Source organism: Xylophilus sp. GW821-FHT01B05, assembly GCA_038961845.1.
In the GTDB taxonomy this organism is placed as follows: Bacteria; Pseudomonadota; Gammaproteobacteria; order Burkholderiales; family Burkholderiaceae_C; genus Xylophilus.
In genome coordinates this window covers 3,218,875-3,243,649 of the sequence record CP152408.1, presented here as the reverse complement: position 1 = coordinate 3,243,649, position 24,775 = coordinate 3,218,875, and the positions used below count along the sequence as shown (strand labels likewise).

Here is a 24,775-nt window from a genome sequence, read left to right as displayed (position 1 = left end):
GCGTCCATGATTGCATCGCACGCAAACAGTCGCCTTGAAATCGATCCAGCGCCCGACGCCCAGCCGCGGCCGCCGCGCCGCTACAAGCTGCCCGAAGGTGCCGTGGACGCGCATGCGCATGTCATCGGTGACACCTACATAGAGGCACGCAGCTATACGCCACAGCCAGCGCCCGCGAGCGCCTACCTGCGGATGCTGGATGCCACCGGCATGGCCCGTGGCGTGCTGGTCCAGGTGAGCGTGCACGGCACTGACAACAGCTTGATGCTGCAGACCCTGCAAGCCCACCCTGAGCGTCTGCGCGGCATCGCCGTGGTCAGGCCGGACCTGCCCGAGGCCGAGCTGGCGCGCCTGAAGGCGTTGGGGGTCGTCGGCTTGCGCTTGAACACCACCACCGGTGGCGGTGTGGGCGTGGCCGATCTCGAGCGCTATGACGCCTTGTGCGCGGAGCTTGGCTGGCACCTGCAGTTTCTGGTTGAGCCTGGCCAACTGGGGCCACTCGCCCCAAGAATCGCCAGGCTGCGCGTGCCGGCCGTCTTTGATCACATGGGTTATGTCCATGCGGGCGAGGGGATGGAGGAGGCCGCGCGCACCTTGGTGCAACTGGTACGCGACGGTGCGTGGGTGAAGCTGTCTGGCGGGTTCCGGCTCTCGCGCGCACCGGCGCCCTACGCGGACACCATCCCGTTCGCCAGCGCGCTCGCCGAGGCCGCACCCGAGCGCTGCGTCTGGGGTTCGGACTGGCCCCACGTGAGCTTTCGCGGCGTCATGCCGAACACGGGTGACCTGCTTGATCTGCTGGCCGATTGGGTGCCCGATCCGCAGCGCCGCGAGGCCGTCCTTGTTCACAACCCGCGGCGCCTGTATGGCTTCGTGGCGTGATCAATGATCAATCGCGGACTGGTCGATCAGCCTGCCCTCGTAGGTGAGCGCGCCCGAAGCGGTGCTCACTTCGACAACTGTCGGCTGATGGCTGCCTGAACGATGTCCACGAACTCCGCGATCCGGTGCTCGATCCTCGTCAGTGGCCCCGCCACCAGCACCGCGAACTGCCGGTTGGCCAGGCTGAGCGGCACGGCGATGCCACCGAGGTCGAGCGTGTACTCGCCGCGCCCCTCGAACCACCCAAGCCCGCGCGAGGCCTCTACCGCTTCCTCGACCGCCTGGGCGGTCATCAGCGTGGTGGGCGTGTAGCGCTTGAACACCGCCTTGCGCAGGATGGCGGCGCGGTCTTCGGGCGTCATCTGCGACAGCAGTGCGCGGCCGGTGGCGGTGACATGGAGCGGCACCAGCTTGCCCGGCTGTGCGGTGTAGCGCACGGCATGCGGCGACTCCACCGCATCCAGGAAGAGGGCGTGCGAGCCGCTGGCGGCCGCCAGCACCGCGGTCTCGCCGGTCTCGCTGGCCAGTGTCTCCAGCAGGCCATGGAATTCAGCCGGGATCGGCTGCGCTGATTCGATCTCGCGGATCAGTGCCGCCCACATCGGTGCCGGGTAGTAACCGCCGCGCGCACGCGGCTCGTAGAGAAAGCCGCGCGCGGCCAGCGTGCCCAGCAGGTTGAAGGTGCTGGAGCGCGGCCAGTCGAAATGCTTTGCGATGTCGGCCAGCGTGGCTGGGCGACGGTGGGCCGCAAAGAACTCGATCAGGTCCAGGACGTTGGCGGCTTGCTTGACTATCACTTGGGGAGGGCGCTTTCGAGGCAGGAACGAGCGGGTTGAAAACCGGGGACGCGCCACTTTACCCGAGGGGTGCGCCCGGTTGGTATTGTGCTTTCATTCATGTATATGTATGATTTGTTCACAAACATGAATGATAAAGACGGCCGCCACGACAGCGGCGGCCGCGACAGGAGACCATGGGACCACTTGCCGGAATCAAGGTGCTGGACATGACGTCTGTGCTGATGGGGCCTTTTGCCTCGCAGGCACTGGGCGACATGGGCGCCGACGTGATCAAGGTCGAAGCGCCCTCAGGCGATCTGGTGCGCCAGATCGGTCCGCTGCGCAATGAGGGCATGGGCCCGGTCTTTCTCAACGCCAACCGCAACAAGCGCAGCATCGTGCTGGACCTGAAGCAGGCCGGCGGCCTGGCCGCGCTGCAGCGCCTGATCGCCGATGCCGACGTGCTCATGTACAACGTCCGGCCCCAGGCCATGGCCCGCCTGGGGCTGGGCTATGAAGAAGTCGCATCGATCAACCCACGCATCGTCTATGCCGGGCTCTTCGGCTTCGGCCAGGATGGCCCCTATGCGGCCCGGCCGGCCTACGACGACCTGATCCAGGGCGGCGCGACATTGCCCGCGCTGATCGCGCGCGCCTCTGGCGGCATTCCGCGCTACGTGCCCACAGCGCTGGCAGACCGCATCGTCGGCCAGACCGCAGTGGGCGGCATCCTCGCGAGCCTGCTGGCGCGCGAGCGCACCGGCCGGGGCGACCGCGTCGACGTCCCGATGTTCGAGACCATGGTCGCCTTCGTGCTGGGCGACCACCTGGGCGGGCTCACCTACGAGCCTGCACTTGACGCGGGCGGTTACGCGCGCCAGCTGTCGCCCGAGCGCCGCCCGTACCGCACACGCGATGGCTATATCTGCGCGCTGGTCTACAACGACAAGCAGTGGGGCAGCTTCCTGCGTGCGGTCGGCCGCGATGCCTTGCTGGAGGACGAGCGCTTTGCCTCTTATGCGGGCCGCTCCCGCCACATCGACTTCGTGTACGGCACGCTCGGCACGATCTTTGAAGAGCGCTCGACCGCCGAGTGGGTGGACATCCTCGACCGCGCAGACGTGCCCTTCATGCCCATGCACGACCTCGAAAGCATCCTGCAAGACCCGCACCTGAAGGCGACCGGTTTCTTCTCGATCGTCGAGCACCCAAGCGAGGGCCCGATCCGCTCGATGCGCATGCCGATGAGCTGGCAGAACAGCACGCCCGATGTGGCAAGAGCGGCGCCGCGCCAGGGTGAGCACACCCGCGAAATCCTGCAGCAGGCCGGCTACGCCGCCGAAGAAATCGATGCGATGTTGGCCGCGGGTAGCGCCGCCCAGGCATTGCCACACCCGCCCCTGGCTGCGTAGCCGCTTGTCCACCCTGGAGACCCCGCTCCCATGATCCGTTCGCTCTTCTTCGCCCCGGCCAACCGGCCTGAACTTGTCGTGAAGTTCCAGCGCTTTCGCGCCGATTGCTGCGTCATCGACCTGGAGGACGGCACGCCCGAGCTGGAGAAGGCCAAGGCGCGGCAGATGCTGGGCGAGACGGTCCGCCAGGTGCGCGAGGCAGGGCTGCAAACCATGCTTGCCATCCGTGTCAACGTGCCGGATTCACCGCACTACCTGGCCGACCTGGAAGCCGCCTTCGCCTGTGACATCGACGCCGTCGTGATTCCCAAGCTTGAATCCCCCGAGCAGGCGTTTCCGGTGGCCCACTGGATCAGGCAGCGCGACGCGCAGGCGCCGCGCGCGCGACCGCGCACCATCATCGGCGGCATCGAGTCGGTGCGCGGGGTGTTGAACGCGGTGAAGATCTGCGACGACACGCCGCACCTGGGCGCGGTCTATTTCGGCGCCGAGGATTTCGCGGCGGATATCGGTGGCCGGCGCACGCCGGGCGGCGAAGAGGTCGCTACGGCGCGCTCGTGGGTGGTGATGGCGGCACGCGCCGCGCAACGCGTGGCCATCGACCAGGCGGTGCTGGACATTCGTGACGACGCGCTGTTTCGGCAGGACGCCGCTAAGGGTTGCGACCTGGGCTACCAGGGAAAGATCTGCGTCGCGCCGGCCCAGGTGAAGCTCGCCAACGAGGCCTTCTCGCCCACCCCGGAGGAGCGCGCCTATGCCGCGCGCCTGGTGCAGGCCTATGAAGAGGCCACTGCGCGCGGCATCGGCACCATCGACTTCGAGGGGCGGATGGTCGATGGGCCGCTGCTGAAGCGCTCGCTCGCTGTGCTTGCTACGCCGCAGGATGTTTGAGATGAACTCCAGCCCTTCTGTTTGTAGCGTGGTGCGCGATCACGCCGACGGGGTGCGCAGCGAAGCGAATGTCCTCCGGCCTGCGGCCTCCCCCTCTATTTCGCTGCGCAAGGCCCCCCATCGACGTGATCGTCATGCGCCGCGGTTGTTGATCGGTCGCACATCAACAGCGTGCCCACGTGCGCAGGGCATCGGGTGCTTCCCGCAGCGAAATAAAGGAGGAGCCGCAGGCGGGGGACATTCGCGAAGGGGAGTACCCGGTGTCTTGTGCACGCTCACCAAACGCACAAAAGGGCTCACGCACAGCGCATCACGCGCGGGAACTGTGAAAAACTGACATGGCGCAGCACACCGAAACACCGGCCAGCATCGACCTGGCCGCTTACATCCGCCCCGGCGACGGCATCGTGTTCGGGCAGGGCACCGGCGAGCCCTTGAGCCTGACGGAGCAGTTGGTCGCGCAGCGCGCGGCGTTCAGCGGCGCGGGCATCTTCTTCGGTTCGGGCTTCTCTACGACGTTCCAGCCCGAGCATGCCGATCACCTGCGCTTCAAGGGCATCGGCGGCATCGGCACACTGCGCAAGTTGTCGAGCGCTGGCGTGCTGGACCCGGTGCCGTGCCACATCTCGGCGGTGGCAGACCTGATCCGCCAGGGCAGCATCCGCAGCGACGTGGTCATGCTGATGGTGAGCCCACCCAACGAACAGGGAGAGCACAGCTTCGGGCTGGTCAACGACTACCTGCGCACGGCCATCTCGCGCGCCCGGGTTGTCATTGCCGAGGTCAGCAGTCAGGTGCCGTGGACGCCGTGCGACGCGCCGCTGAGGGCCAGCGAGATCACCGTTGCGGTGCACACCGACAGGGCACCGCTGGAGCTGCCGGCTGCGAAATTTGGCGCGCTCGAACGCAGCATTGCCGCCCATGTGGCAGACCTCATCCCCGACCGCGCAACCCTGCAGATGGGCATTGGCGCCGTGCCAGAGGCCATCGTCTCGCTGCTGGTTGACCGGCGCGACCTGGGCGTGCATTCCGGCATGGTGGGGGATTCGCTGGTCGACCTGATGGAGCGAGGCGTTGTGACCAACGCCCACAAGGGCCTGGACGAGGGCGTAAGCATTTCGGGTGTGCTGTTTGGCACCCAGCGGCTGTATCGCTTTGCGCACCGCAACCCGCAACTGCGCCTGTGCCCGACGAGCTATACGCACCACCTGTCTACCTTGTCGCGCGTGAAGAACCTGGTATCGGTCAACTCCGCGCTCGAGGTAGACCTTACCGGGCAGGTGAACGCAGAGGCGATCGGCGCGGACTACATCGGTGCGGTGGGCGGGCAGGTGGACTTTGTCCGTGCTGCGGTGCAGTCCGAAGGCGGGGTTTCCATCGTGGCGCTTGCCGCTACCGGTAAGACCGGTGACAGCAAGATCGTCAGCCGCCTGTCAGGCCCGGTGACCACCGCGCGCAGCGACGTTGACGTCATCGCCACCGAGCATGGCATCGCGCGGCTGCGCGGGCTGGGCCTGCGTGAGCGCGTGCGGGCGATGGTGGCGATTGCGGCGCCTGAGCACCGAGAGTCTCTGCTGCGAGATGCGCACGCGTTTTTGAGGGACGCATCATGAACGACGAAGTCAGCTATGAAGTCGTCGAGGGCTGCATCGCCATCATCACCCTCAACCGGCCGGCGCAGCGCAATGCCATCAATCGCGGGGTCATCGACGGCCTGCGAAAGGCCTGGCGCGCGCTGGAGCAGGACGACGCGGTGCGCGTGGGCATCCTCACCGGCAGCGGGGACCAAGCGTTCTGCGCGGGCATGGACCTGAAGGAGGCCGCCGCTACAGGGCTGCGGGTGCCGCCGCGCGACATGCTGCCGGTGCTTGGCGATGTCGAGCATGTGAGCAAGCCCATGATCGCCGCGGTCAATGGCGTGGCGTATGCAGGGGGCTGGCTGTTTGCACAGATGTGCGACCTGTGCATTGCCGCAGACCACGCGAAGTTCGGCATCACGGAGGCGAAGGTGGGCCGGGGCATGCCTTGGGCCGCGCCGCTGGTGCACATGCTGCCGCAACGCGTGGTGATGGAGCTGCTGCTCACGGCGCAACCGATGTCAGCGCAACGCGCCATGGCGCTGGGTTTCGTGAACGACGTCGTTCCGCTGCCGCAACTACGCGAGCGCGCCCTCGACATGGCCCGCAGCATCGCCGCCAACGCACCGCTGACCGTCAAGGCCGCACGCGAGCTGGTCTACCTGTCGTCGGAGATGGGGCGGTCCGCAGGGCTGCGCGCGGCGCAGCACCTTTTCGAAAGCGTCTACCTGAGCGACGACGCGCAGGAAGGCCCGAGGGCCTTCGCAGAGAAGCGGGCGCCTCGTTGGACCGGCAAATGAACCACGCGAACCACGCCTGCAGCAACCCCGACCATGAACTTTGAACAAACCCCTGAGCAGCAATCGATCCGCGACGCCGTCAAGGATCTCTGCACACGCTTCCCCGAAAGCTATTGGCGCGAGCGCGATACCGACGGTGTGTTTCCGCATGCGTTCTATGACGCCATGGCCGAGGCCGGCTGGCTGGGGCTGGCGATCCCTGAGGAATACGGCGGCGCCGGGCTGGGCGTGCAAGAGGCCTGCGTGATGATGCAGACCGTGGCCGAATCCGGCGCTTGCCTGAGCGGTTGCTCCAGCGTTCACATCAACATCTTCGGACTCATGCCGATTGCCGTGTTCGGCACGCCCGAGCAGAAACGCCGCATGCTGCCGCCGATCGCCAAAGGCCAGGTCAAGGCCTGCTTCGGCGTGACCGAACCCAACGCGGGACTGAACACCACACGGCTCAAGACCCGTGCCGTGCGCCAGGGCGACAAGTACGTCGTACATGGGCAGAAGGTGTGGATCTCCACCGCACAGGTTGCCGACAAGATCCTGCTGCTGGCGCGCACCACGCCCATCGAAGAGCTGCCGCCGGGCAAGCCTGGCTCGGGCTTGTCGCTGTTCTATACCGACCTGGACCGCAGCAAGGTTGACGTGCGCCTGATCGAGAAGATGGGGCGCAAGTGCGTGGACTCCAACGAGCTGTTCATCGACGGCCTGGAGATCCCGGTAGAGGACCGCATCGGTGAAGAAGGGCAGGGCTTCAAGTACATCCTGCATGGCATGAATCCCGAGCGGGCGCTGCTGGCGGCGGAGGCCGTCGGCATCGGCCGCATCGCGCTGAAGAAGGCTGCGGACTATGCGCGCGAGCGTGTCGTCTTCGATCGTCCCATCGGGCAAAACCAGTCCATCCAGCATCCGCTGGCAGAGAACTGGGTCGAGCTGGAAGCAGCGCAGCTGCTCACCATGCGGGCCGCATGGCTGTACGACAACGGCAAGGAGTGCGGTGCCGAGGCCAATGCCGCCAAGTACTTCGCAGCCGAAGCCGGCTTTCGCGCCTGCGAGCGCGCGGTGCTCACGCACGGCGGCATGGGCTACTCCAAGGAATTCCATGTGGAGCGCTACATGCGCGAAATCATGATCCCGCGCATTGCCCCGGTGAGCCGCGAAATGATCCTGAGCCATATCGCCGAGCGCGTGCTGGGCCTGCCCAAGTCCTACTGAGTTTTCCCGACAGACATGGACCCATCGAGGTCCTCATGAATCACTACAAGGAGACAACCATGCGTTCAGCACTTGTGAACTTTGCCGGCCGCCGCGGTTCGCGGCTCATGCCGGTTTTGGTGGCTGCGGCCTTGCTTGGCAGCCTTGCGCCGGCTGCGGTCGCGCAGCCGTGGCCGGCGAAGCCGATTCACATCATTGTCCCCGCGGCTCCGGGCGGCAGTGCCGATCCGCTTGCCCGCCTGATCGCGGATGAGCTTGGCAAGGCGGTGAATCAATCCGTGATTGTCGAGAATCGCCCGGGGGCGAATGGCAACCTGGGCGGATCGCTTGCGGCGAAGGCGCCTGCCGATGGCTACACCTTGCTGATGAGCTGGACCGGGACCGTGGTCTCGGCCGTGACGCTCTACGACGCCAAGCCCTTCCATCCGCTGAAGGACTTCGACCCGGTCGTGATGGTGGGGTCGATTCCCAACGTCATCGTGGTCAACGCCTCCATTCCGGCCCGGGATCTGAAGGAACTGACGGAGTACGCGAAGAAGAACCCCGCCAAGCTGAATTTCGGATCGACCGGAAGCGGCAGCTCCTATCACCTGTCCGGCGAGCTGTACAAGAAGACCTTCGGCGTCTTCATGGTGCACGTGCCCTACACCTCTCCCGGCGCGGTCTTCACCGACCTGCTGGGGGACCGCTTGCAGCTCGCGTTCCCGGGCGTGGCGGCCGTGGTGCCCTTCGTGAAGGACAAGCGCCTGCGCGCGCTGGCCGTGATGTCGGACAAACGCTCGGTGGCCATGCCCGACGTGCCGACGACAACGGAGCTGGGCTATCCGGCACTGGTATCGGAGACCTGGTTCGGTCTGCTGGCGCCAAAGGGCACGCCGCCTGAGGTGACGCAGCGCATCAACAGCGCGCTCAACGCCGCACTGAATTCGCCGGCCTTCAGGGAGAGGATCGAGCAGATGGGCTACACCCCGCTGGGCGGCACGCCAGAGCGCTTCGTGACGGCCATCAAGGACGACATCGTGAAGTGGGGAGAGGTTGTGAAGTTCTCCGGGGCCAAGGTCGATTGAGTCTAGGCAAGCTCAGGCGCCTGGCCTGCGCCAGAACGCGAGCGTGGCCGCCAGCAGCCACATGCCGGCCGCGCAGCCGCGGTTCATGGCCCTGAGGCCGCGCTGCGAGAGGAATCGAACGGCTTGCGTGCCGGCACCCGCATAGGCCAGCATCACGCAGGTATCGAGCACGACGAAGACCGCGCCCAGCAGCAGGTACTGCGGGCCTTGTGGCTGGGTGATGTCGATGAACTGCGGCAGGAAGGCCGCGAAGAACAGCACCGTCTTGGGGTTCGACAGGGCCACCATCAGGCTGCGCAGCAGCGCGACGCGGCCGTGTGGACGTACCTCAATGTCGGACTTGGCGAGCGCGCTGCCAAGATCGGTTGCCTCGCTGCGCCAGAGCTTGATGCCAAGCCAGACGAGGTAGGCAACGCCCGCAATACGGATTGCGTTGAAGAGCAACTCGGATGCGGCCAGCAGCGAGCCCAGCCCCAACGCAACGACTGCGATCAGCACGACGCTGCCGAGCGACGCGCCGGCAATGCCCCAGCTTGCGCGGCGCATGCCGCCGTCGATACCGTTGGACAGCGCCAGCAGCATGGTCGGGCCGGGAATCACGGCTAGGGCGAGCGAGGCGACGCTATAGATCAGCAGGGTGTCGAGTGTCATGGCTTGGTGGCAGGTGGGCGTTGTGAGGCGGCGCGGGCGCGCGCCAGGGCGGCTTCGACGACGGAGCGCTTGCGCGTGTCGGCGGCCTGCACTTGGGCGACAGCAGGGGCCTCTTCGGCGTCCTGCTTGGCCGTATCGCGCTGGCTGCGATGTCGCTGGTAGCGCTGCAGTGCGACCTCGGCTTGCACCTGTGACCAGGCTTGCCAGCCGCTGCGGCCCGGCGTTGCGACTTCAAGCGATATGCAATCGACGGGGCAGACCGGAATGCACAGCTCGCAGCCCGTGCAGTGCGCATCGATCACCGTGTGCATGCGCTTGTTGCTGCCCAGGATGGCGTCGGTCGGGCAGGCGTCCAGGCACAAGGTGCAGCCTATGCACCAGGCCTCGTCGATCACCGCCAACTGGCGCGGGCCTTCGCTGCCAAAGACCGGGTCCAGCGGCAATGCCGCGCGGCCGGTGATGCGGGCCAGGCGCGCAATGCCTTCGGCGCCGCCGGGCGGGCATTGGTTGATGCCGGCTTCACCGGCGGCGATGGCCTGCGCATAGCCCGCGCAGTCCGGGTAGCCGCAGCGGGTGCACTGGGTCTGTGGCAGGGCCGCATCGATGCGGGCAGCCAGGGTTGGTTCGAGCAGGGCGGGTGCGCTCACGCCGCCTTGGCGGCCGCATTGCGCCGCCGGCGGGCTGGCGTGGCGGCCGTGTCCTGCACATCGTGCGTGCGGATGAAGTCGCGCACCTTGGGGTAGACGATCTCGCGCCAGCGGCGCCCGCTGAAGATGCCGTAGTGGCCCGCGCCCTTGGCTTCCAGGTGCTGCTGCTGGGTGGCCGGGATGCCGGTGCACAGGTCATGTGCGGCGGCGGTCTGGCCCGAGCCGGAGATGTCGTCCAGCTCGCCTTCGACCGTCAGCAGTGCCGAGCCGGTGATGTCCTGCGGGCGCACGCGCTCGACCTTGCCGTCCACACCGCGCACGTCCCAGGTGCCGTACACCAACTGGAAGTCCTGGAACACGGTGCGGATGGTCTCGAGGTAGTAGTCCGCGTCCATGTCGAGCACGGCGTTGTACTCGTCATAAAACTTGCGGTGCGCTTCGGCGCTGGCGTCGTCGCCCTTGAGCAGGTCCTTGAAGTAGTCGTAGTGGCTGGTGGCGTGCCGGTCCGGGTTCATGGCGACAAAGCCGGTGTGCTGCAGAAAGCCGGGATACACGCGCCGGCCTTCACCGGGGAAGTTGCCTGGCACGCGGTAGATGACATTGTTCTCGAACCACTCGTAGCTCTTGTTCATCGCCAGGTTGTTGACGGCGGTAGGCGACTTGCGCGCGTCGATCGGGCCGCCCATCATGGTCATGGACAGCGGCGTGGTCTCGCCGCGCGAGGCCATCAGCGACACGGCCGCCAGTACCGGCACCGTGGGCTGGCAGACGCTGATCACGTGGCAGTTGCCGTAGCTGGCCTGCAGGTGGCGGATGAATTCCTGCACGTAGTTGACGTAGTCGTCGAGGTGGAATTCGCCCTCAGACAAGGGCACCAGGCGGGCGTTTTTCCAGTCGGTGATGTAGACCTTGTGGTCGCGCAGCATGGTGCGCACGGTGTCGCGCAGCAAGGTGGCGTAGTGGCCGGAGAGCGGCGCCACGATCAGCACCACGGGCTGGGACTTGATGCTGGCCAGCACATCCGAGTCGTCGGTAAAGCGCTTGAAGCGCCGCAGCTCGCAAAACGGCTTGTCGATCTCCACGCTCTCGTGGATGACCACCTCGCCGCCGTCCACCGCCACGGTCTGGATGCCGAACACCGGCTTCTCGTAGTCCTTGCCCAGCCGGTACAGCAGGTCGTAGCCGGCAGAGACGCGCTGCGCAAAGGGCATCTGGCCCAGCGGCATGAGCGGGTTGCTATACACCTTGGAGGCGGCAAGGGCGAAGTCGGCAAAGGGCTCCATCATGGAGCGCTGGGCCTCGTAGAGCTGGTAGAGCATGCTGTGTTTTCGTGGAATTGTTGCAGTGCAATATAGCACCGGGGGCGCACAAAATATTTGACAACGAATTCCCACGCCGGTCTGCGGAGCAAACCCGGTACCGATGTTTGCAAATGCTTCATTTGCATCGAAAATGATAGCTAATAGCCCAGGCCTGTATTGGGCTAAAGCCACTTTTTATCAATATTTTTGATCGTAAAAAAGCCGCCCGGAGGCGGCTTCCATCAGGCCGTGGTGTTGCCTTCACGCCAACTTAAATCACCTTGGCGATGGCGGCGCAGACGTAGTCGACGTTCTTGCTGTTGAGCGCGGCCACGCACATGCGGCCGGTGTCGGTGCCGTACACGCCAAACTCGTTGCGCAGGCGCACCATCTGGTCCTTGTTCAGGCCCGAATAGCTGAACATGCCGATCTGCTCGACGATGAAGGACATGTCCTGCTGCACGCCAGCGGCCTTCAGGCCATCGACCAGCTTCTGGCGCATGGCCTTGATGCGCACGCGCATCTCGCCCAGTTCCTTCTCCCACAGGGCGCGCAGCTCGGGGTTGCCGAGCACCGCAGCCACCACGGCGCCGCCGTGCGTGGGCGGGTTGCTGTAGTTGGTGCGGATGGCGATCTTGAGCTGCGACAGCACGCGGCCGGCTTCTTCCTTGTTTTCGCACAGCACCGACAGGGCGCCGACACGTTCGCCGTACAGGCTGAAGCTCTTGGAGAACGAGGTCGAGACGAAGAAGGTCAGGCCAGCGTCAACAAATTTGGCGACAGCCGCGCCGTCTTCCTTCAGGCCGTAGCCGAAGCCTTGGTAGGCCATGTCGAGGAAGGCCACCAGGCCCTTGGCCTTGACGGCGGCAACCACCTGGTCCCACTGGGCGGCGGTGATGTCATAGCCGGTCGGGTTGTGGCAGCAGGCATGCAGCACGACGACGGTGCCGGCGGGCGCTGCATTCAAGGCAGCCAGCATGCCGTCGAAGTTGACGCCGCGCTTGGCTGCGTCGTAGTAGGGGTAGCTCTCGACCTCGAAGCCCGCGCTGATGAACAGGGCGCGGTGGTTTTCCCAGCTCGGGTCGCTGATCAGCACCTTGGCCTGGGGGTTGAGCTTCTTCAGGAAGTCGGCGCCGACCTTCAGGCCACCCGTGCCGCCAATGGCCTGGACGGTGGCGACGCGACCGGAGGTGACTGGCTCGCTGTCGGCACCAAACACCAAGGTCTTCACGGCTGCGTCGTAGGCCGCAATGCCGTCGATCGGCAGGTAGCCGCGCGCCGTCGGCGTGGCCATCATGCGCTTTTCGGCTTCCTGCACGCATTGCAGCAGGGGCAGCTTGCCGTTGTCGTCAAAGTAGACGCCCACGCCCAGGTTGACCTTCTTGGGGTTGGTGTCTGTGGCGAATTGCTCGTTGAGGCCCAGGATCGGGTCGCGCGGCGCCATCTCGACGGCGGTGAAGAGAGACATGAGAGAAAAGTCCTTGTGGATGGAAAAAGGTTTGCTGCTCCGCGTCCGCGGGCTGGCTGACTTGAATCGGCCGGCTGCGGGCCAACCTGGAATTTTACCTACGCCCGGGCCGTTCGCCCTGCCTGTACAGTTTCCCCACCATGCCTGATATCGCCGAAGCCCTGCCCGACACCGCTCCCGTCCCGGAGGGCACCTTCGTGCGCTTTCCCGACTCGCCCTTCGAACTGTTCCAGCCGTACCCGCCCGCGGGCGACCAGCCGGCGGCCATTGACCAATTGGTGGCCGGCGTGCAAGACGGCGAGGTGTTCCAGACCCTGCTGGGCGTGACCGGCTCGGGCAAGACCTTCACCATGGCCAACGTGATCGCCCGCCTGGGGCGCCCGGCCATCGTGTTTGCGCCCAACAAGACGCTGGCGGCGCAGCTCTACAGCGAGTTCCGCGAGTTCTTCCCCAAGAACGCGGTCGAGTACTTCGTCAGCTACTACGACTACTACCAGCCCGAGGCCTATGTGCCGCAGCGCGACCTTTTCATCGAAAAGGACTCGGCCATCAACGAGCACATCGAGCAGATGCGGCTGTCGGCCACCAAGAGCGTGCTGGAGCGGCGTGACGTGATCATCGTCGCCACCGTCAGCGCCATCTACGGCATCGGCGCACCCGAGGACTACACGCAGATGCGCTTCATCCTGAAGGTGGGCGGCAAGCAGAGCCAGCGCGACGCCATCTCGCAACTGATCCGCATGCAGTACACCCGCAATGAGCAGGATTTCGCGCGTGGCACCTTCCGCGTGCGCGGCGACACCATCGACGTGTTCCCGGCCGAGCACTCGGAATTGGCGGTGCGCATAGAGCTGTTCGACGACGAAATCGAGTCGCTGCAGCTGTTCGACCCGCTCACCGGCCGCATCCGACAAAAGATCCCGCGCTTTGTCATCTACCCGTCGAGCCACTACGTCACCCCGCGCGACAAGGTGCTGGCGGCGGTAGAGGCGATCAAAGAGGAACTGGCTGGGCGACTGAAATTCTTCGTCTCCGAAGGCAAGCTGGTCGAGGCCCAGCGGCTGGAGCAGCGCACCCGCTTCGACCTGGAAATGCTCAGCGAAGTCGGCCACTGCAAAGGCATCGAGAACTACTCACGCCACCTGGCCGGCTCGGCCGAGGGCGAGCCGCCGGCCACCTTGACTGATTACCTGCCCAAGGATGCGGTGATGTTCCTTGACGAGAGCCACGTCATGATCGGCCAGCTCGGCGGCATGTACAACGGCGACCGGGCGCGCAAGACCACGCTGGTGGAATATGGCTTTCGCCTGCCGTCCGCGCTCGACAACCGGCCGCTGCGTCTGCAGGAATTCGAGGAGCGCATGCGCCAGGTGGTGTTTGTCTCTGCCACGCCAGCCCAGTATGAGCAGGACCATGCCGGCCAGGTGGTGGAGCAGGTCGTGCGCCCCACCGGCCTGGTCGACCCGCAGGTCGAGGTGCGCCCCGCCACCCACCAGGTCGACGACGTGTTGCAAGAGATCCGCATCCGTGTCGACAAGCACGAGCGCGTGCTGATCACCACCCTGACCAAGCGCATGGCCGAGCAGCTCACCGACTATCTGGGCGACAACGGCGTGAAGGTGCGCTACCTGCACAGCGACATCGACACCGTCGAGCGGGTGGAAATCCTGCGCGACCTGCGCCTGGGCGCCTTCGACGTGCTGGTGGGCATCAACCTGTTGCGCGAAGGCCTGGATATCCCGGAAGTCAGCCTTGTCGCCATCCTGGACGCCGACAAGGAAGGCTTCCTGCGCTCCGAACGCAGCTTGATACAGACGATTGGCCGCGCAGCACGGAACCTCAATGGCCGCGCCATCCTCTATGCAGATAGGGTCACTGAATCCATGAAGCGGGCCATTGGCGAGACCGAACGCCGTCGCGCCAAGCAACTGGCCTGGAATGAAGAGCAGGGCATTACCCCGCGCAGCATCGTGAAACAGGTGCGTGACCTGATCGACGGGGTTTACAGCGAGAAGTCAGGCCGTGACGAGGCCTTGCTGGAGCAAAACGCTTTACAAAAGGCGCGGGTGGAGGACATGTCCGAGAAAGACATCGCCCGCGAGATCAAGCGGCTGGAAAAGCAGATGCTGGAGCACGCGCGCAATCTGGAGTTCGAGAAAGCGGCACGTTTGCGCGACCAGTTGGCGCACCTGAAGGAGCAGGCCTTCGGGGCCTCTGGCGGCGACCACGTGGAAGGGCTTTCGTAGTCGGTCGCAGGCGGGAAGGGAAGGCTATCCCGACACGGGCCACGGGTCTTATGCTATACTTGACGGAAATACTCAACAACAGAAACCTGCGATGAAGGGCTCCTGCCTCCCTTGACGGAGCGCAAGAGTAAGGGCGGAGACGGTACCCCGGTCGAGACCTGCAAGTGCAGGTTTCCTGGGTGTTTTGAAAAAGCAACAGCCAACAAGGAGCTGACATGCGTCTCACAACCAAAGGTCGTTTTGCCGTGACTGCCATGATTGATCTGGCCCTGCGCCAGAACAATGGTCCAGTCACCCTCGCTGCCATCAGCCAACGCCAGCAAATCTCGCTGTCCTACCTGGAGCAGCTGTTTGGCAAGCTGCGCCGCCATGAGCTGGTCGAATCCACCCGTGGCCCGGGCGGCGGTTACACGCTCGGTCGCAAGGCGGCCGACATCACGGTCGCCGACATCATCGTGTCGGTAGACGAGCCGATCGACGCCACCCACTGCGGCGGCAAAGAAAACTGCCTGGGTGAAGCCGGCCGTTGCATGACGCACGAGCTGTGGGCCTCGCTCAACCAGCGCATGGTGGAGTTCCTGGACTCCGTCACCCTGCAAAAGCTGGTGGACGAGCAGATCGCCAAGGGCGTTCAGATCGAAGACCGGCCGGTCGTGCGCCGCGCCATTTCCAGCGCTCCCGTGGTCAAGCCGATTCGCGTCAATGCGCCGAATTCGGTGTTTGCCCTCGGCAACGTCTTCGCCAAATCCTAAGGCCTTGGCCTGGTGCATGCCCCTGTCGGGGGCTGCGCTGCCGAGCCCGTTTTTAGCCAGCCACATAGCCAGCATTCGACAGAGTTAGCCATGGACATGACCCCGCATTTCCCGATCTACCTCGACTACGGCGCCACCACGCCGGTCGATGACCGCGTCGTTGACGCGATGATTCCCTGGTTGCGCCAGCACTTTGGCAACCCGGCTTCCCGCAGCCACGCCTGGGGCTGGGAGGCCGAAGAGATCGTGGAGAAATCGCGTGGCTACGTGGCCGACCTGATCGGTGCCGACCCGCGCGAGATCGTGTGGACCAGCGGTGCCACCGAATCCATCAACCTGGCCTTGAAGGGCGCTGCCCAGTTCTACAAGACCAAGGGCAAGCACCTGATCACGCTCAAGACCGAGCACAAGGCCGTGCTCGACACCATGCGCGAGCTGGAGCGCCAAGGCTTCGAGGTCACCTACCTGGATGTCCAGGAAGACGGCCTGGTGAACTTTGACGCGCTCAAGGCAGCCATTCGCCCCGACACCATCCTGATCAGCGTGCTGTTCGTGAACAACGAAATTGGCGTGATCCAGGACATCCCCGCCATCGGCGCCCTGTGCCGTGAGAAGGGCATCCTGTTCCATGTGGATGCTGCCCAGGCCACCGGCCGCGTGGACATCGACATGAAGGTCCTGCCCATCGACCTGATGAGCATGACTGCGCACAAGACCTACGGCCCCAAGGGTGTGGGCGCGCTGTATGTGCGCCGCAAGCCGCGCGTGCGGCTGGAAGCCCAAATCCACGGCGGTGGCCATGAGCGTGGCATGCGCTCGGGCACGCTGCCCACCCACCAGATCGTGGGCATGGGCGAGGCCTTCCGCATCATCAAGCTGGAAATGGCCGAAGTGAATGCCAAGGCCCGCGTGCTGCAGCAACGCCTGCTCGACGGGCTCAAGGACATCGAGCAAGTGTTCATCAACGGCAGCATGGAGCACCGTGTGCCGCAAAACCTGAACATCAGCTTCAACTACGTCGAGGGCGAGTCGCTGATCATGGGTATCAAGGGCCTGGCGGTGTCGTCTGGCTCGGCCTGCACGTCGGCCAGCCTGGAACCCAGCTATGTGCTGCGCGCCCTGGGCCGCAGCGACGAGCTGGCCCACAGCAGCCTGCGCATGACCATCGGCCGTTTCACGACCGAGGAAGAGATCGATTATGCGATCTCCACCATCAAGCACAACGTGGCCAAGCTGCGCGAGCTGAGCCCGCTTTGGGAGATGTTCCAGGACGGCGTGGACATCAGCACCATCCAGTGGGCGGCGCACTGACCCCCGCCGCGGTTTCCTGAATACAGAATCGAAGAGGTACCCACCATGGCTTATTCCGAGAAGGTCATCGACCACTACGAAAACCCCCGCAATGTCGGCTCTTTCGACAAGGGTGACGACACCGTTGGCACCGGCATGGTCGGCGCGCCAGCCTGCGGCGACGTGATGAAGCTGCAGATCAAGGTCAACCCCGAAACCGGTGTGATCGAAGACGCGCGCTTCAAGACCTACGGCTGCGGCTCGGCCATTGCTTCTTCCTCGCTCGTCACCGAGTGGGTCAAGGGCAAGACGCTGGACGAAGCGGCTGCGCTCAAGAACAGCGTGATCGCCGAAGAACTGGCCTTGCCGCCGGTGAAGATCCACTGCTCCATCCTGGCCGAGGATGCGATCAAGGCGGCCGTCGAAGACTACAAGAAGAAGAGCGTGGCGCTCGCCGCCGCTGCCCACTGACATGGCCGTCACGCTGACCGAAGCCGCCGCACGGCACGTCAACCGCTACCTGACCAAGCGGGGGCGCGGCCTGGGCGTGCGGCTGGGCGTGAAGACCACGGGTTGCTCGGGCCTGGCCTACAAGCTGGAGTACGTGGACGACCCGATCGAGGGCGACGTGATGTTCGAAGACCACGGCGTGAAGGTCATGATCGACCCCAAGAGCCTGGCCTACATCGACGGCACGCAGCTCGACTTCGTGCGCGAAGGCCTGAACGAAGGCTTTCGCTTCAACAACCCGAACGAACGGGATCGCTGCGGCTGCGGCGAGAGCTTCAGAATCTAGGCTCGCCCCCAGGCTGCGCGCACTTCGTGTCGCTGCGCCAACCCCCGACCGGGGGCAACACCTGCGGCCCGGCGGAGCCGGTTCCGCGGTGTTCCCTGATAAACGCCGCCGCTTTGTTGCAGGCGGCATTTTTTTGCCATGAACCTCAACGACACCGATTTCGAACTGTTCGCTGTACCGGCGGTTTTTGCGCAGGATCGTGCCGTGCTGGATGCGCGTTGGAAAGAGCTGCAGCGCGAAGCGCATCCTGATCGCTTTGCCGCCCAGGGTGCCGCCGCGCAGCGCGTGGCGCTGCAGTGGTCGGTGCGCATCAACGAGGCCTACCGGCGCCTGCGCGATCCGCTGAAGCGGGCTGCTTACCTGTGCGAGCTGCGCGGTGCGCCGATCGAGGCCGAGAACAACACCGCGATGCCGACCGAGTTCCTGATGCAGCAGATGGAATGGCGCGAGGCGCTGGACGACGCGGCCAGCGTGGCGGATGTCGACCGCCTGGAGCGGGATGTCGATGCCGCCCGCGCCGCAGCGCTGCAGCGCTGCGCTGCCTTGCTGGACGAGGCCGGCGATGCGGCCAGTGCCGCGCGCGAGGTCAGAGCCCTCATGTTCATTGCGCGTTTCGCCGAAGACGTGGGTGCTCGGCAAGAGCAACTGGGACAATAGACGGCTGCGGCCGGCACGAGACCGGCCCCCACAACACATTTGCACATGGCGCTTCTCCAGATATCCGAGCCTAACCAGTCCCCTGATCCCCATCAGCGCCGTATTGCCGTGGGCATTGACCTGGGCACCACCCATTCGCTGGTGGCCGCAGTGCGCAACGGCGTGGCCGAATGCCTGCCCGACGAGCGGGGCGAAGTGCTGCTGCCTTCGGCCGTGCGCTATCTGTCGCCGCAAGGGCGGGCCATTGGCGCTGCTGCTCGCGACGCGCAGACGGCCGACCCCGAAAACAGCATCGTCTCCGTCAAGCGCTTCATGGGCCGCGGCCTGGCCGACATCGAGCGGCCGGAGAGCCTGCCCTATCGCTTTGTCGCGCCCGAAGGGCAGGGCGGCATGGTCGGCATTGCCACGGTGGCGGGCGTGAAGTCGCCGGTGGAAGTGAGCGCCGAGATCCTGGCCACGCTGCGCCAGCGGGCCGAGGACTCGTTTGACTCCGACATCCACGGCGCGGTAATCACCGTGCCGGCCTATTTCGACGACGCCCAGCGCCAGGCCACCAAGGATGCGGCCAAGCTCGCGGGCATCGAGCTGCTGCGCCTCATCAACGAGCCCACGGCCGCCGCCATTGCCTACGGGCTGGACAACGGCAGCGAAGGCGTCTACGCGGTCTATGACCTGGGTGGCGGCACCTTTGATATCTCCATCCTGCGCCTGACCCAGGGCGTGTTCGAGGTGATCGCCACCGGCGGCGATTCGGCCCTGGGCGGCGATGACTATGACGCCGCACTGGCCGACTGGCTGCTGGCGCAGACAGGCCAAGCGGCCACTACGCCTTCGGAGAAGGCTGCGCTGCGGCAGGCAGCCCGTGCCTGCAAGGAAGCGCTGTCTGCTACTGATTTGGTAGCTTTCAGCCTAGATCTGGCAACGGGTTCCGTACGATTTGACGTAAAAAACGCAGATTTCGAGGCCGCCACTGCAGCCTTGACGGCGCGCACCATGGCCGCCGTGCGCCGCGCGCTGCGCGACGCCGGGCTGGCCCGCGACGATATCCAGGGCGTGGTGCTGGTCGGTGGCTCTACGCGCATGCCGCAGATCCGCCGCGCCGTGCATGAGTTCTTTGGCCGCGCGCCGCTCACCAATCTCGATCCTGACCAGGTCGTGGCGTTGGGCGCTGCGATCCAGGCGAACCAGCTGGCTGGCAATGCCGGCGAGGATGGTTTGCTGCTGCTGGATGTGATCCCGCTGTCGCTGGGCATCGAAACCATGGGTGGGCTGGTCGAGCGCATCGTCTCGCGCAACGAGACCATTCCCACCGCCAAGGCGCAGGATTTCACCACCTACCAGGACGGCCAGACCGCGCTGGCGCTGCACGTGGTGCAGGGCGAGCGTGATCTGGTGGCCGATTGCCGCAGCCTGGCGCGCTTCGAGTTGCGCGGCATCCCGCCCATGGCGGCCGGCGCGGCGCGCATCCGCGTGACCTTCACGGTAGATGCCGACGGCTTGCTGAGCGTTGCGGCGCGCGAGCAGGGCAGTGGCGTGGAGGCACGCATCGACGTCAAGCCGTCTTACGGCCTGTCTGATGACGACATCGCCCGCATGCTGCGCGACAGCTTCAGCACCGCCGGCCAGGACATGGCTGCACGCGCGCTGGTCGAGGCGCGGGTGGATGCCGACCGCATGCTGCTGGCCACGCGCAGCGCACTGGCCGCCGACGGCGACCTGCTGCCAGCAGAAAGCCGCGCTGCGGTGGATGGCCTGATGGCCGCGCTGGGGGCCAGCCGTGGCGCTGGCGACGCTGCCGCCATCGAGGCCGCCACGCAAGCCCTGGCCAAGGGCACCGAGGCCTTTGCCGCCGAACGCATGAACCGAGGCATCCAGCGTGCGCTGGCCGGCCGCAACGTGCAGTCGATCTAGCACCGCCCCATTCCAGAAGACCTCACCACGATCACGCCATGCCGGTCATCAAGATCCTCCCCCATCCCGAATACTGCCCGCAGGGCGCCGAAATCACCGTGCCCACCGGCACCTCTGTGTGCGAAGCGCTGCTGGACCACAAGATCAACATCGAGCATGCCTGCGACATGAGCTGCGCCTGCACCACCTGCCACGTGGTGGTGCGCCAGGGCTTCAATTCCCTGGGTGAGCTGGACGAGGCCGAGGAAGACCTGCTGGACCGTGCCTGGGGCCTGGAGCCGCAATCGCGCCTGTCCTGCCAGGCCATCCTGGCGCAGGAAGACGTGACGATCGAGATCCCCAAATACTCGATCAACCACGCCAAGGAAAACCATTGATGAAGGGGCTCGCATGACACGCCAGATCGTCCTCGATACGGAAACCACCGGCCTCTCGGCAGAAGGTGGCGACCGCATCATCGAAATCGGCTGCGTCGAGCTGGTGGCGCGCAAGCTGACCGGCAACAACCGCCACTACTACCTGAACCCCGAGCGCGACAGCCATGAAGACGCGTTGAAGGTGCACGGCATCAGCAACGAGTTCCTGCGCGACAAGCCCAAGTTCCCGGCGGTGGCCGACGAGCTGATGGACTACCTGGCCGGCGCCGAGGTCATCATCCACAACGCGGCCTTTGACGTCGGCTTCCTGAACAAGGAGCTGGAGTTGTCCGGGCGCGCGCCATTCCGCACCATCGTCGGCAGCGTCACCGACACATTGGTGATGGCCAAGGAAATGTTCCCGGGCAAGCGCAACTCGCTCGATGCGCTGTGCGATCGCCTGGGCGTGGACAACTCCAGCCGCACGCTGCACGGCGCACTGCTGGACGCCGAGCTGCTGGCCGATGTCTACATCGGCCTCACGCGCGGCCAGAACGCGCTGCAGATCGACGTCGCCACGCCAGAGGAAGGCGCGACCGAGGTGGTGCGCGTGGACCTGAGCCAGTTCACGCTGCCCGTGATTGCCGCCAACGAGCAGGAGCACACCGCGCATGCGGCGATCCTGAAGCAGCTCGAAAAAGCGAGTGGCGGAAAGACAATCTGGAAGGATTCCGTCGAATCTGTGTCATAATCAGTGGCTGACGTAAACACAACGTCAACGGGTGATTAGCTCAGCGGTAGAGCACTGCCTTCACACGGCAGGGGTCGCAGGTTCAAACCCTGCATCACCCACCAATTTCGAAAGGCCCGGCAATCGTCCCGGGCCTTTTTTGTTAGGGCCGCAGGATGCCGCAAGGGAACGCAATGAATACGTTGAACCCCGGGTGTGTCGATCGCAGGTTTTTCTTCCTGAGAGCTGCGCTGCGCTAACGCGCTTGCCATGGCTCCCTCCGCCAGCTTTTCCCCTACTGTTCCAGTGGCCCAAGGGCGCGGCGGCAAGCGCGCCTGGGCCTGGTTTGCCATCGGCTTTGCCGGCCTGGGGCTGCTGGCTGTACACACCCTCTATCTGGACCGCCTGCGCGTGGCCGCGCAGGAGCAGGACCGCCTGGAGGTGCAGGCCCGCATCATCGATGAGACGCTGACCCAGCAGATCGATGCAGTCCATGCCGTGCTGCTCGCCGTGCGCGATGAATGGGCGCAGGTGCGCGGAGCGGAAGAGGGCGCTGCTGCGGTTTTGTTGACGCGGCGCCTGCAGGCGATGGTGGACATCGTGCCCAGCGTGCGCAGCATCCTCGCGGCAGACAGCCACGGCAAGGTGCACGCAAGCAATCGCCCAGAGGCCTTGGGCCAACTGGTGGCGGAGTCGCCTTTCTTCCTGGCTGCGCGCAACGGCGGCAGCGCACGCGTGCTGCATGCCTCGGCCGCCGAGCCCGATGCGCCGCAGGGATCACTGGCCCTCACGCACAGGATGCAAGACACCGCCGGCGGCTTCGCGGGCATTGTTTCGGCTGCCATCGATCCGGACTATGTGTCGGCGCTGCTGCGTTCGACCGCCTACGCGCCGGACATGCTGGCCACGGTGGGCTACGGCACGGGTGCGCAGGCGCAGGGCTTTGTCGACAGCGGCACCAGCGGCAGCGCCCACCGTGTCGATGGGCCGCCGCCGGAGCGCCTGGCCACATCACGGACGGTGCTGGGCCCGGCCGCAGCCGCGCTGGATCGGCCGTTGGTGGTGTCCGTCAGCCGTGATGGCGGCGAGGTTTTCCGCATCTGGCGCCAACGTGTGGGCATGTATGTTGCCCTCTACCTGACGCTGTTGGTGGGCGGCGCCATGCTGCTCCTGCTCGTCCAGCGCCGGCAGCGGGTGCTGCATGAGCTGGCGTACCAGCGCGAGGCAGAGCGGCTGGCCTATGTGGAGCGGCTCGACTTCATGCTGACCGGCGCCGATGTCGGCCTGTGGGACTGGAACGTCTCGGCGCAGCGCATCGACTTCAGCGACCGCTGGCACGCCTTGCTGGGCCTGGCGCCCGGCGAATACTCCGAGAACGACGAGGCTTGGCATGCCCTGGTGCATCCCGACGATCTGCCCAGCCTGCGCGCCGGCCTGGCGGGGCACCACCAGGGCGGTGCCTCGCTCCACGAGATCGAGTACCGCATGCGGCACAAGTCGGGCCGCTGGATCTGGGTGCTGGACCGCGCCAAAGTCATGCGGCGCGACCGGAACGGGGCGCCGCTGCGCATCGTCGGTGCGCACATGGACGTCACCCAGCGCAAGCACGCGGACGAGGCGCTGCGCCAGAGCGAGGCGCGCTTTCGCAGCCTGACCGAGCTGTCTTCCGACTGGTACTGGGAGCTGGACGAGCAGCACCGCTTCGTGCGCTTCGAGGGCTATTCCGGCACCGAGATCGGCCTGCCCCAGGAAGACAACATCGGCCTCACGCGCTGGGACCTGGGCGCGCTCAACATGACCGAGGCGGACTGGCAGCGGCACCGGGCGGTGCTGGATGCGCACCAGACCTTTCATGATCTTGAACTGCAGCGGCTCGATGGCAGCGGCTCGGTGTACTGGGTGTCGATCAGCGGCACGCCGATTTTCGATACGCAGGGGGTATTTCGCGGCTACCGCGGCATCGGCCGCAGCATCACCGAGCGCAAGCGGGTAGAGGACGAGATCGAGCGGCTCGCTTTCTACGACGCACTCACCGGCCTGCCCAACCGCCGCCTGCTGCTGGACCGCCTGATCCTGGCGCTGGCGCAGTGCCGTGTGCAGCAGCAGCGCGGCGCCTTGCTGTTCATTGACCTGGACAACTTCAAGGACCTCAACGACACCATGGGCCACGATGTCGGCGACTCCCTGCTGGAGCGCGTGGCCAACCGCCTGGTGACCTGCGTCAAGGGCGGCGACACCGTGGCGCGCCTGGGCGGCGATGAGTTCGTGGTGATGCTCGAGGGCCTGGCCCAGGACGAGGCCGGGGCCACGGGCCAGGCACGCCTGGTGGGTGAACGCATCCTGGCGCTGCTGAACAACCCGTACCAGCTGGAGGGCTACCAGCACCACAGCACGCCTAGCCTGGGCGTTGCGCTGTTCGACGGCTCGGTGGAGAGCGTGGACGACCTGCTCAAGCGCGCCGACCTGGCCATGTACGAGGCCAAGGCCGCCGGCCGCAACACCATGTGCTTCTTCCACCCGAACATGCAAGAGGCGGTGTCTGCCCGCTCGGTGCTGGAGGCCGATCTGCGCCACGCGATCAACAACCGCGAGCTACTGCTCTATTACCAGCCGGTGGTAGACCACGAGGGCCGCCTGACGGGCGTCGAGGCGCTGGTGCGCTGGCGCCATCCACGGCGCGGCATGGTGTCGCCGGGCGAGTTCATTCCCCTGGCAGAGCAGACCGGGCTGATCCTGCAACTGGGCCACTGGGTGCTGACGACGGCCTGCGAGCAATTGGTGCAATGGCAGGCGCAGCCCGAGACCGACGGGCTGGCGATTGCCGTCAACGTGAGCGCGCGCCAGTTCCGGCAGCTGGATTTCGTCCAGCGCGTGCTCGACGTACTGAAGGAAACCGGCGCGCGCGGGGACCGCCTGAAGATCGAGCTCACCGAAACCCTGCTGCTCAACGACGTGGAAGACATCATTGCCAAGATGGCGGCGCTCAAGGCCCATGGCGTGGGCTTCTCGCTTGATGACTTTGGCACCGGCTATTCGTCGCTCAGCTACTTGAAGCGCCTGCCGCTCGATACGCTGAAGATCGACCAGTCCTTTGTGCGCGACGTGCTGACCGACCCCAACGACGCGGCCATCGTGCGCACCATTCTTGCGCTGGCGGAAAGCCTGGACCTGGCGGTGGTGGCCGAAGGTGTGGAGACACAAGGCCAGCTTGATTTCCTCAACCGCAACGGCTGCCGCGCCTTCCAGGGCTACCTGTTCGGCCGGCCCGCGCCGATGCAGGTGATGCTGGCCCAACTGGTGCCGAACGCGCTTGCGCAGCCCAACCGGTAGCCGGCAAAAAAATTTAAGCCAAATAG

At 65.6% G+C, this 24,775-nt stretch carries 22 protein-coding genes and 1 tRNA gene; 18 read left to right on the top strand and 5 right to left on the bottom strand.

The window, feature by feature from the left end; all coding sequences use genetic code 11:
* Positions 1 to 6 precede the first annotated feature (6 nt).
* Positions 7 to 882, top strand: a complete 876-nt coding sequence (locus AAFF27_15020) for an amidohydrolase family protein (protein ID XAH21339.1) — start codon at positions 7 to 9, stop codon at positions 880 to 882.
* 65 nt (positions 883 to 947) lie between these two features.
* On the opposite strand, the gene AAFF27_15015 is transcribed toward AAFF27_15020, so the two are convergent.
* Positions 948 to 1,679 carry an IclR family transcriptional regulator gene (locus tag AAFF27_15015; GenBank protein ID XAH21338.1) on the bottom strand — a complete coding sequence of 244 codons (732 nt, stop codon included), beginning with the start codon at positions 1,677 to 1,679 and terminating at the stop codon, positions 948 to 950.
* Positions 1,680 to 1,855: 176 nt separating this feature from the next.
* Here AAFF27_15015 and AAFF27_15010 point away from each other — a divergent pair, with 176 nt between their 5' ends.
* The 6 genes from AAFF27_15010 (at position 1,856) to AAFF27_14985 (ending at position 8,614) form a co-directional block, all read left to right on the top strand.
* On the top strand, positions 1,856 to 3,073 hold the full coding sequence (locus AAFF27_15010) for a CoA transferase (protein XAH21337.1): 1,218 nt from the start codon (positions 1,856 to 1,858) through the stop codon (positions 3,071 to 3,073).
* 30 nt (positions 3,074 to 3,103) lie between these two features.
* Complete coding sequence (locus AAFF27_15005) at positions 3,104 to 3,964, top strand: CoA ester lyase (protein ID XAH21336.1); 861 nt, start codon at positions 3,104 to 3,106, stop codon at positions 3,962 to 3,964.
* Between the two features lie 338 nt (positions 3,965 to 4,302).
* Complete coding sequence (locus AAFF27_15000; GenBank protein ID XAH21335.1) at positions 4,303 to 5,577, top strand: acetyl-CoA hydrolase/transferase C-terminal domain-containing protein; 1,275 nt, start codon at positions 4,303 to 4,305, stop codon at positions 5,575 to 5,577.
* A complete protein-coding gene (locus tag AAFF27_14995) occupies positions 5,574 to 6,341 on the top strand; it encodes an enoyl-CoA hydratase-related protein (protein XAH21334.1) in 768 nt (255 codons plus the stop codon). Before AAFF27_15000 ends, AAFF27_14995 begins: the two co-directional genes overlap by 4 nt.
* Before the next feature lie 33 nt (positions 6,342 to 6,374).
* Positions 6,375 to 7,547 (top strand): acyl-CoA dehydrogenase family protein, encoded by a 1,173-nt coding sequence (locus tag AAFF27_14990; GenBank protein ID XAH21333.1) that lies wholly within the window; start codon positions 6,375 to 6,377, stop codon positions 7,545 to 7,547.
* 59 nt (positions 7,548 to 7,606) lie between these two features.
* On the top strand, positions 7,607 to 8,614 hold the full coding sequence (locus AAFF27_14985; GenBank protein ID XAH21332.1) for a tripartite tricarboxylate transporter substrate binding protein: 1,008 nt from the start codon (positions 7,607 to 7,609) through the stop codon (positions 8,612 to 8,614).
* Between the two features lie 12 nt (positions 8,615 to 8,626).
* Here the strand turns inward: AAFF27_14985 and AAFF27_14980 are convergent, their stop codons facing one another.
* From AAFF27_14980 to AAFF27_14965, 4 genes are all read right to left on the bottom strand, one after another.
* Entirely contained in the window at positions 8,627 to 9,265 is a 639-nt protein-coding gene (locus AAFF27_14980; protein XAH21331.1) for a LysE family transporter, read from the bottom strand.
* On the bottom strand, positions 9,262 to 9,912 hold the full coding sequence (locus AAFF27_14975) for an RnfABCDGE type electron transport complex subunit B (protein XAH21330.1): 651 nt from the start codon (positions 9,910 to 9,912) through the stop codon (positions 9,262 to 9,264). The genes AAFF27_14980 and AAFF27_14975 overlap by 4 nt, the downstream gene beginning before the upstream one ends.
* Positions 9,909 to 11,231, bottom strand: coding sequence for a polyhydroxyalkanoate depolymerase (gene phaZ, locus AAFF27_14970; protein XAH21329.1), 1,323 nt, complete (start codon positions 11,229 to 11,231; stop codon positions 9,909 to 9,911). Before phaZ ends, AAFF27_14975 begins: the two co-directional genes overlap by 4 nt.
* Positions 11,232 to 11,484: 253 nt before the next feature.
* Complete coding sequence (locus AAFF27_14965) at positions 11,485 to 12,681, bottom strand: amino acid aminotransferase (protein ID XAH21328.1); 1,197 nt, start codon at positions 12,679 to 12,681, stop codon at positions 11,485 to 11,487.
* A 140-nt stretch (positions 12,682 to 12,821) separates the two neighbouring features.
* Between AAFF27_14965 and uvrB the strand changes: the two genes are divergently transcribed.
* From uvrB to AAFF27_14910, 11 genes are all read left to right on the top strand, one after another.
* Positions 12,822 to 14,927, top strand: a complete 2,106-nt coding sequence (uvrB, locus tag AAFF27_14960) for an excinuclease ABC subunit UvrB (protein XAH21327.1) — start codon at positions 12,822 to 12,824, stop codon at positions 14,925 to 14,927.
* 215 nt (positions 14,928 to 15,142) lie between these two features.
* Positions 15,143 to 15,679 carry a Fe-S cluster assembly transcriptional regulator IscR gene (gene iscR / locus AAFF27_14955; GenBank protein ID XAH21326.1) on the top strand — a complete coding sequence of 179 codons (537 nt, stop codon included), beginning with the start codon at positions 15,143 to 15,145 and terminating at the stop codon, positions 15,677 to 15,679.
* A 90-nt stretch (positions 15,680 to 15,769) separates the two neighbouring features.
* Positions 15,770 to 16,990, top strand: coding sequence for an IscS subfamily cysteine desulfurase (locus tag AAFF27_14950; protein ID XAH21325.1), 1,221 nt, complete (start codon positions 15,770 to 15,772; stop codon positions 16,988 to 16,990).
* A gap of 45 nt (positions 16,991 to 17,035) precedes the next feature.
* Positions 17,036 to 17,440: a Fe-S cluster assembly scaffold IscU gene (iscU, locus tag AAFF27_14945; protein XAH21324.1), complete on the top strand. Its 405-nt coding sequence runs from the start codon at positions 17,036 to 17,038 to the stop codon at positions 17,438 to 17,440.
* A 1-nt stretch (position 17,441) separates the two neighbouring features.
* Complete coding sequence (gene iscA / locus AAFF27_14940) at positions 17,442 to 17,765, top strand: iron-sulfur cluster assembly protein IscA (protein XAH21323.1); 324 nt, start codon at positions 17,442 to 17,444, stop codon at positions 17,763 to 17,765.
* 138 nt (positions 17,766 to 17,903) lie between these two features.
* Complete coding sequence (hscB, locus tag AAFF27_14935; protein ID XAH21322.1) at positions 17,904 to 18,422, top strand: Fe-S protein assembly co-chaperone HscB; 519 nt, start codon at positions 17,904 to 17,906, stop codon at positions 18,420 to 18,422.
* 45 nt (positions 18,423 to 18,467) lie between these two features.
* A complete protein-coding gene (gene hscA, locus AAFF27_14930; protein XAH21321.1) occupies positions 18,468 to 20,333 on the top strand; it encodes a Fe-S protein assembly chaperone HscA in 1,866 nt (621 codons plus the stop codon).
* Between the two features lie 38 nt (positions 20,334 to 20,371).
* Positions 20,372 to 20,710: an ISC system 2Fe-2S type ferredoxin gene (fdx, locus tag AAFF27_14925; protein ID XAH21320.1), complete on the top strand. Its 339-nt coding sequence runs from the start codon at positions 20,372 to 20,374 to the stop codon at positions 20,708 to 20,710.
* A gap of 13 nt (positions 20,711 to 20,723) precedes the next feature.
* Positions 20,724 to 21,440, top strand: coding sequence for a DNA polymerase III subunit epsilon (gene dnaQ, locus AAFF27_14920; protein XAH21319.1), 717 nt, complete (start codon positions 20,724 to 20,726; stop codon positions 21,438 to 21,440).
* Positions 21,441 to 21,469: 29 nt separating this feature from the next.
* A tRNA-Val gene (locus tag AAFF27_14915) sits at positions 21,470 to 21,544 on the top strand.
* Between the two features lie 145 nt (positions 21,545 to 21,689).
* A complete protein-coding gene (locus tag AAFF27_14910) occupies positions 21,690 to 24,749 on the top strand; it encodes an EAL domain-containing protein (protein ID XAH21318.1) in 3,060 nt (1,019 codons plus the stop codon).
* Positions 24,750 to 24,775 lie beyond the last annotated feature (26 nt).